Below are 8,567 nucleotides of genomic sequence, written 5' to 3' on the forward strand. Positions count from 1 at the left end.
ATGAGAAAATTCCTAACAGGACTGTTTCTGCTCATGGGGTTACATGGGTGGGGGCAGGTGGATACGTTGTTTGAGGAAGACTTAAGAAAAGCAGCAGATATTGTTTTCGGACAATTGGATTCCTCCTTATTTAATGGAGTACTTATTAACCGAGCTTTTTCTTCCTCTGAAATAACCAATCAACAGATTAATGGAAATTATAATCAGGTTCATTCGGTCTTTGAATTCTTTGAGTTATATCATGATATTGCGTCTTCCTATGTGGATAGTACTCAATTAATGAATAATGAGGAATTTGCGGAATTTCTGCAAACTGTGTCAATTGAGAACGAGCTGAATCACGTTGATAAATTGATTCAACCTTTCGGATTTGTTCTGCATCATGTCAATCAGATTGATAGCACGAAATTGAATGAGAATTATTTTTCGACGGACGGATTTAACCTCGTACCAACTGCTCAGGAATCAGAGTATTATAAAAAAACGATTCTGAAATCAGGAGCATTAATAGAGCTATATCCGGAAAGTGGTTATTTAACGGGGAAATTGCAATACGTTCCTGAACTTATTAGCGTTAGCCCGGATATTAAAAATCTGATACTGAAGGTAAATACAGGAAATGGTTTCCTTCCATTCAATGAAACAAATAATCTTATTGAATACAATAGAATAGGCGATTCATTGATAGGACTACTTGCTTATACATACCAACTTGAAGGTGAAAAGTATTTTGATACACTTCAGTTTTATTTAACGACAAAAGGAGAAGCAAATGAGAAAGAGAATGCTACATATTGGGAATTTGTAGGAATATATACTAATTCTACAAATATCCAATTTGAAGTTGGATTTTTACGTGGTTGCGGAAACACTTCATTGAATCCGAGAAGACCAATTATTTTTGTTCCCCCATACCGTCCTTTTATTCAGGGATTTTCCATGAAAAAGTACTTTGATCAATTCAATGTAGATGGATTATTCAATAAACTGTCAAACATGGGATACGATGTTCTGTTCATCAAATTGAAACCCGGATATCCAAGTCTGGAACTAGCCGGTCAGGCACTTTCGGAATACATTACAAAAATAAATGAATTAAAACAGCAGGAGTTTCCAAATGAAAGTTGGGAGAATATAGTTGTTGGGTATAGTATGGGAGGTCAAATAGCACGTTATTGTTTGAAGAAAATGGAGTACAATCATATGGTTTCCGGTTCTCCCCATCATCATACACGCTTATATATCCCATTTGATTCCCCTCATTGGGGAGCAAATATTCCGATGTTCACCCAAGCGGTATACAAGGATTTGAAGAACCTGAACATTCTTGCCGGACTTTCATATATTGCTTTGGATGATCCTGCATCTAGGGACATGAGCGCGGTTCATATCAATGGTTCTGTTACGAGTATTGAAGCAGGTGGTATTGGAGATCTGGATATTTATCACATCATACCCGGTGCGACGGGTGAACGGGATAATTTTATGTCGGAGTTATACTTGTCATTCAATCATACTTTAAGCATTACTTCTGATCTTCGAAGAACATTTCCATCATTCACCAGAAACATTTCTGTTGCAACCGGTAGCAATTCAAAGGATTACAACGAATTGTTTTCATTGGAACCAGGAAAATTACTCTTCTCTCAAAGTTCTATCGGATATTACTACGGAGGAACAGCATATAAATTGCGCAGACTCTATGCCTCCAAACGGGAATATGACCATTCCATTTTCCGCAATAAGGAGCAAATGCTCACTTTTCTAATCCCGATTACTTATAGAGACCGCGATTATCGGATTTCCTACGGAGATGAATGGGACATGGCGCAAGGTGGGTACAAAGACGAGTTCTACGATAAAATGACAGGGGCTGTTAGAGTCCTTCGTTTGGGAGCCTTTGGGCTTGGTCAAAAACATTATGACAACCACATGTGCTTTCTACCCATGGTTTCTGCATTGGCCATTAACAAAGATATCTGGCAGTTGGGGAATTTGCATTATAACATAAAATCGGAAGGGTTGATGTTTAATCAATTCAATTCGAACGTCCAATCTGATACATATGGTTATCCCAATTTAGGACATCCAACCGATCACTTTCAAATCACCCCTTTCGAAGCTCTTTACTGCGATCCGCAGACGTATGAGCACATCAAATTGCAGGAATCTATTTCTGAAAACTCAGGTGATGCAAACAACAACAATCCGGTCTATCTTGCTTACGTCACACAATTCATGTTGGATGAAGTAGAGGCCGATGATGTGTATTTGCAGAATAAGATTATTGGAAAAAACCACGTACAGTGGGATCCGAATTATACGTACACTGCCTGGTACAAAGCAAAGAACAAATTGACAATCGGGAAAAATGTAACACCAAAAACGGATGCTGGGGCATATGTAATTGAGACCACTGGAGATATTACCACTTATGCGGGTAAAGAGGTCCATATCAAACCGGGTTTTCACGCCCAACAAGGGTCTAGCTTTCATGCCTACATTGCCTCCGATGAGTGTCCGCGGGATGACGGGAAAAGTGCTCTTTCGTCCAATACGGATATGCAAAATGCTTCGAACAACCGGTTTCTTCTCTCCGAGAATGAAGGCGAAGTTTCGAATCGGGAAGAAGTCCGTGTTTATCCCAATCCTTCTTTGGGGGAAATCAACCTCGTGTTCTCTGATGAACTGCTTGGCGATTTCATCGTGTTTTCCTATCTTGGTGAACGTATTCTGCAGCAAATCATCCCCTCAGAAAGAAGTGTAAAATTAAATCTTCCGAAAGGACATTATTTATTACACGTAAAAACAGCGGAAGGTAAAACCATTACAAAACAAATCATTGTATTATGAGAATCCTATTCACACTCAGTTTTTTCCTCTTATTGCTTAGTTCTTGTGGAAAAGACCGCAGCATCAAAATCAAAGCGATCAATGCAGCTACCGAGCAGCCCTATGCGGGACTAGAATACCGGGTTGCATCATCCAGAACAGCAGCTGATGGAGAAAAGTACCGGACAGAAGCCAGTGGAGTGTTGGATGGAAATGGAGAAGCCGTCGTGAATATTAAGCAGAAGAAGGGTAGAACCTATAGTGTGCGTGTTGTTGAACCGGAAAACACTTGTTACAATAAGGAAATTACCCAGTACTTTGATAGTCCTTATGATGTGGATGGAACATTTACCTTTGAATTTGCTGGATGTTCCTATTTGACTTTATCTGTTAATAATATAAATTGTCAAGGATCACTGGACAGGATTTTATTTGATCTACAACCAATTTATATTCCTAATTATGATAATATTATTCCTACAGAAAAATTTGGTTGTTATTCAAATACCTTTATTGAGTCACAAGTACCCTGTGGCCAGTGGGAGGCGACGTGGGAGGTTACACGTAATGGAATAACAACTTCCCATGATTCAATTTTTACAATTAATGAAAATGAGCATTACAATTTTGTAATTAATTACTAAGAGTAAAATTCAAGTACGGAAAATCGCAACTCACTTTTGAGACATTTTGCGCATATTTGTGAAAACAGGTTACTATGAAACTACTTCTACTATTATCTGCAATCTTGCTTCTCATTTCTTGTGGAAAAGAGCGTCACATCCATCTCACAGCCAAAAACGCCGTAACTGGAGCTCCTTATCCCGGATTAAACTACTATGTGGTAGAAGAAAAAGAAGGGAACAATGGAACCGATTACACCACTGTAGCAACCGGAACTTTAGACGGAAACGGTGAAAAAATAGTACCCGTAAAAATTCGCAAAAACCGTTCGTATGTCATCCGTCTGGATCCTCCTCCTAATTGGTGCTACATGAATGAAGTCAGTTATTCCTATACCATCCACGGTGAGAAGAGTCCGACATTTGATTTTACGTTTGCAGAGTGTGCTACTCTCCAAAGAAAAGTCAAAAACACTAATTGCTTTGATTCTAATGATAAAATAGAGATCTATATTGATAACTCTGTCCATTCTTTACTTTCAACTCCTTGGATACTAAATGGCTGTGCTGATTATACTACTGTACCGACCAAAGTTCCTGTTGGAAATTATACACTTCATTGGATTGTAACAAAGAATAATGTTTCCACAGACTATTATGATTCATTTAACCTGACGGAAAATGAAATGAAAGTCTATGAAATTGACTACTAAGAATCAAGTACGGAAAATCGCGACTAGAATCTAAAATTAGTTACTCATTTTTGAATAAATAAAGACGCTATTATGAGAATCCTATTCATACTCAGTTTTTTCCTCTTATTGCTTAGTTCCTGTGGAAAAGACCGCAGCATCAAAATCAAAGCGATCAATGCAGCTACCGGCCAGCCCTATGCGGGACTAGAATACCGGGTTGCATCATCCAGAACAGCCGCTGATGGAGAAAAGTACCGCACGGAAGCTAGTGGAGTATTGGATTCCAATGGAGAAGCCGTCGTGAATATTAAGCAGAAGAAGGGCAGAACTTATAGTATTCGGGTTGTTGAACCGAAAAATACTTGTTATAACAAGGAAATTACCCAATACTTTGATAGTCCTTATGATGTAAATGGAACCTTTACGTTTGAATTTGCCCCATGTGCGTACTTGAAATTACATGTTCATAACGTAAATTGCATTAATAGCAATGATGAGGTAAGATTTCGAAGGCTATGGATCAGTGGCGGAGAAACAAATGATTTCCTCATTCAAAGTGGTTGTTTTCAATATGATGGGGAATATTTCTCTTTACCTGCTGGTAACTATAAATATGAATGGCAGGTAACTAAAAATGGCATTACCAATAATTTTGAATCGTCTTTCCAACTGATTGAAAATCAGTATTATGACTTTAATTTAGATTACTAATTTCAAAATGTATAATTATGAAAACAAACCAGTATGAAAATCCTATTCACACTCAGTTTTTTCCTCTTATTGCTTAGTTCCTGTGGAAAAGACCGCAGCATCAAAATCAAAGCGATTAATGCAGCTACCGGGCAGCCCTATGCGGGATTGGAATACCGCGTTGCATCATCCAGAACAGCAGCTGATGGAGAAAAGTACCGGACAGAAGCCAGTGGGGTATTGGATTCCAATGGAGAAGCACTTGTAAATATCAAACAGAAGAAGGGTAGAACTTATAGTATTCGGGTTGTGGAACCGGAAAACACTTGTTACAATAAGGAAATTACCCAATACTTTGATAGTCCTTATGATGTGGATGGAACCTTTACGTTTGAATTTGCAGGGTGTGCTTATTTAAAATTAAGTATCAATAATGTAAATTGCCAAGGCGCAAATGATGATTTTAAACTTTATTATATGGGAAGACAAGTAGGGGGACAAGGTTCAAATATTGTCGGAGCACTTTCCCTTCAGGGGGGAGGGTGTTTTTCTTATCTGGGAAGTGATTTTTCTTCAGTTCCTATGGGAAATATGTATTGGAAATGGGAGGTAACAAGAAATGGCATCACGAATACATACCATGATACAATTTACTTGATTTCAGGAGAATACAAAACGTATGATATAAACTACTAAAGAATCGAGTGCGGAAAATCGCAACTAGAATCTAAAATTAATTACTCATTTTTGAATAAATAAAGACGCTATTATGAGAATCCTATTCACACTCAGTTTTTTCCTCTTATTGCTTAGTTCTTGTGGAAAAGACCGCAGCATCAAAATCAAAGCGATCAATGCGGCGACCGGTCAGCCTTATGCGGGATTGGAATACCGCGTTGCATCATCCAGAACAGCAGCTGATGGAGAAAAGTACCGGACAGAAGCCAGTGGGGTATTGGATTCCAATGGAGAAGCACTTGTAAATATCAAACAGAAGAAGGGGAGAACTTATAGTATTCGGGTTGTGGAACCGGAAAACACTTGTTACAATAAGGAAATTACCCAATACTTTGATAGTCCTTATGATGTGGATGGAACCTTTACTTTTGAGTTTGCACAGTGCGCCACACTTCAGAGAAAAGTTAAGAACGTTAGTTGTATTGATGGAAATGATAAAATAGAGATATATATAGATAATACTGTACATTCATTAGTCCCAACTCCATGGATATTAAATGGTTGTGCGGATTACACCACAGTGCCTTCTCAAGTTCCGGCGGGTAATTATACACTTCATTGGATTGTTACTAAGAATAATATTTCAACAGATTATTATGATTCATTTAATCTTACAGTAAACGAAACCAAGGTTCATGAGATTAATTATTAAAAATGAGAGGCTCATTATTTGTTAGTTACTGAATTTTGGAGAACATAAAAATCAAGTACGGAAAATCGCAACTAGAATCTAAAATTAGTTACTCATTTTTGAATAAATAAAGACGCTATTATGAGAATCCTGTTCACCCTCAGGTTTTTCCTCTTATTGCTTAGTTCCTGTGGAAAAGCATCCTTTTCAAGGAAGTTAAAAACGGATTTATTTTCTTAATCATATCCTAACCTTTAACTGATTGTCATTTGTAAGATATTGCGTATCTTCACGGGATTAAATTTAAAAGTGGATGAGCAAACAAAAGCGTCATGTACTTTCATTAGAAACAGCTGTAGACTTCGAATTAATCGGTATCTGTTCTCATCACAGTGATTACCGTTTGGCTTGGGGAATCAATAAGATTTTGGAGCTTGAACTGACAAAAAGTGACGAGCCCTTTGTTATTCAATCCAAGAAAGGTACAATTGTTTCGCAACACAGTTTTCATGTATTTATCGATGAGGTGGATCACATGGAATGGTATTTAATTAAGAATAAATCGGAAGGTAAATTCTTGATTCCCGAAAAAAACCAGATAGACTATTTTTTGATTCTAAGAGAAAATATCCTTCATGAATTGGATGAGTTGGTTGAGAAGATTCGGGAATCAAATAGTGTGATGGCAGCTTATGTTTTTGAAGCTGGCGCAATTCCTTCCGCAGAACTAATAATTTTCGAATGAAAAAAACAAAGATCGTAGCAACCTTAGGTCCGGCTACCGCAGATAAGGAAGTATTAAAACAAATGATATTGGATGGTTTGAACGTATGTCGTTTGAATTGTTCGCATGGATCTCACGAAGACCATAAGAAGAGTATTGATATGATTCGTGAGATCAATAAAGAAACCGGATTGAATGTTTCGATTTTGGCAGATTTGCAAGGTCCGAAGATTCGTACGTACGAAATGGAAAACAATGGCGTCATGATGGAGGAAGGTTCTATCGTAACGATTGTAACAGAGCGTATTACGGGGAATTCTGAGAGGTTTGGAATAAGCTACTCTTTGATGCCACGTGATGTTCAGGCCGGAGAGCGCATTCTATTGGATGATGGAAAATTGCAAATGGAAATCGTATCAACAAACGGTGAATCGGAGATCAAAGCAAAAGTTATTCACGGTGGAATTCTTTCTTCTAAAAAAGGAGTGAACCTTCCGAATACCAAAATTTCATTGCCTTCACTTACAGAGAAGGATAGAGAAGATTTGGAGTTTGCATTGAGTAACGATGTGGATTGGATCGGATTGTCATTTGTGCGTTCTGCAAGAGATATTATTGAATTGAAACACATCATCTCCAACCGTCAGGCGAAAGCATTGGTAGTGGCTAAAATTGAGAAACCGGAAGCAATAGATGATATTGATGAGATTATCAAAGTAACTGATGCATTGATGGTGGCACGTGGAGACCTGGGTGTTGAGATTCCTTACCAAAATGTTCCATTGATCCAGAAAATGTTGATCCGTAAAGGACATCAATTTGCGAAACCGGTCATTGTGGCAACACAAATGATGGAAAGCATGATTACCAATGTGACACCAACTCGTGCAGAGGTGAATGATGTGGCGAATGCAGTTTTAGACGGTGCAGATGCAGTCATGCTATCAGGAGAAACATCTGTTGGTAAATTTCCGAATGAAGTGATCCGCACCATGGTGAACATCGTAGACGAAATGGAGAAATTCGAAGGAATCTATCACAAAGACCAACTTCCGGATAAGTTACAGTCGCGTTTCATTTCAGATTCAATTTGTTTTAATGCATGTCGTTTGGCGCAGCGAGTTGAAGCAGATGCAATCATCACGATGTCTTATTCCGGATACACGGCGTATAAAATTGCATCCCAAAGACCAAATGCTCCGATCTTTGTATTTACAGGGAACAAACAGATCATTACGCAATTGAGTTTGGTTTGGGGGGTAAGAGCATTTTATTACGATAAGAAAGTAAGTACCGATCATACCATTGCGGATATCAAATACCTTTTGACTAAAGAAGGTTTATTGAAACAAGGTGATTTGGTAATCAATATCGCTTCCATTCCAATTGAGGAAAATGGGAAGTCGAATATGTTGAAACTGAGCTATGTGGAATAGTTTAAGTTTTTGATTTTCAAATAATTGATATAAAATCTGTTCGCAATTTAGCGATACTTAGATTCAATTGATAAATGCAACTACGGTAGTTGTTAAGTTAAATCAAGGGAAAGAGAAGTGATTCTCTTTCCCCGAGATAAAAAGCTTAAATTGACTACCGACCAAAGTTGCCAATTATGAGCCATTTAACCTATGAGC

At 38.0% G+C, this 8,567-nt stretch carries 8 protein-coding genes; all 8 read left to right on the forward strand.

Annotated features, from left to right (window positions below; genetic code table 11):
- Nucleotides 1–2,853, forward strand: a complete 2,853-nt coding sequence (locus AAG807_RS18335; RefSeq protein ID WP_341907169.1) for a 3-coathanger stack domain-containing protein — start codon at nucleotides 1–3, stop codon at nucleotides 2,851–2,853.
- Entirely contained in the window at nucleotides 2,850–3,476 is a 627-nt protein-coding gene (locus AAG807_RS18340; RefSeq protein WP_341907173.1) for a hypothetical protein, read from the forward strand. Before AAG807_RS18335 ends, AAG807_RS18340 begins: the two co-directional genes overlap by 4 nt.
- Before the next feature lie 74 nt (nucleotides 3,477–3,550).
- Nucleotides 3,551–4,168 carry a hypothetical protein gene (locus tag AAG807_RS18345; protein WP_341907174.1) on the forward strand — a complete coding sequence of 206 codons (618 nt, stop codon included), beginning with the start codon at nucleotides 3,551–3,553 and terminating at the stop codon, nucleotides 4,166–4,168.
- Nucleotides 4,169–4,240: 72 nt separating this feature from the next.
- Nucleotides 4,241–4,861: a hypothetical protein gene (locus tag AAG807_RS18350; protein ID WP_341907176.1), complete on the forward strand. Its 621-nt coding sequence runs from the start codon at nucleotides 4,241–4,243 to the stop codon at nucleotides 4,859–4,861.
- A 33-nt stretch (nucleotides 4,862–4,894) separates the two neighbouring features.
- Nucleotides 4,895–5,536, forward strand: a complete 642-nt coding sequence (locus AAG807_RS18355; protein WP_341907179.1) for a hypothetical protein — start codon at nucleotides 4,895–4,897, stop codon at nucleotides 5,534–5,536.
- A gap of 73 nt (nucleotides 5,537–5,609) precedes the next feature.
- Nucleotides 5,610–6,230, forward strand: a complete 621-nt coding sequence (locus AAG807_RS18360; protein ID WP_341907181.1) for a hypothetical protein — start codon at nucleotides 5,610–5,612, stop codon at nucleotides 6,228–6,230.
- Nucleotides 6,231–6,522: 292 nt separating this feature from the next.
- Nucleotides 6,523–6,954 carry an IPExxxVDY family protein gene (locus AAG807_RS18365; protein ID WP_341907183.1) on the forward strand — a complete coding sequence of 144 codons (432 nt, stop codon included), beginning with the start codon at nucleotides 6,523–6,525 and terminating at the stop codon, nucleotides 6,952–6,954.
- A complete protein-coding gene (gene pyk, locus AAG807_RS18370; protein ID WP_341907185.1) occupies nucleotides 6,951–8,369 on the forward strand; it encodes a pyruvate kinase in 1,419 nt (472 codons plus the stop codon). Before AAG807_RS18365 ends, pyk begins: the two co-directional genes overlap by 4 nt.
- Nucleotides 8,370–8,567: the final 198 nt, after the last annotated feature.

The sequence above is a fragment of the Fluviicola taffensis DSM 16823 genome (assembly GCF_943372375.1).
GTDB lineage: Bacteria > Bacteroidota > Bacteroidia > Flavobacteriales_D > Crocinitomicaceae > Fluviicola > Fluviicola taffensis_A.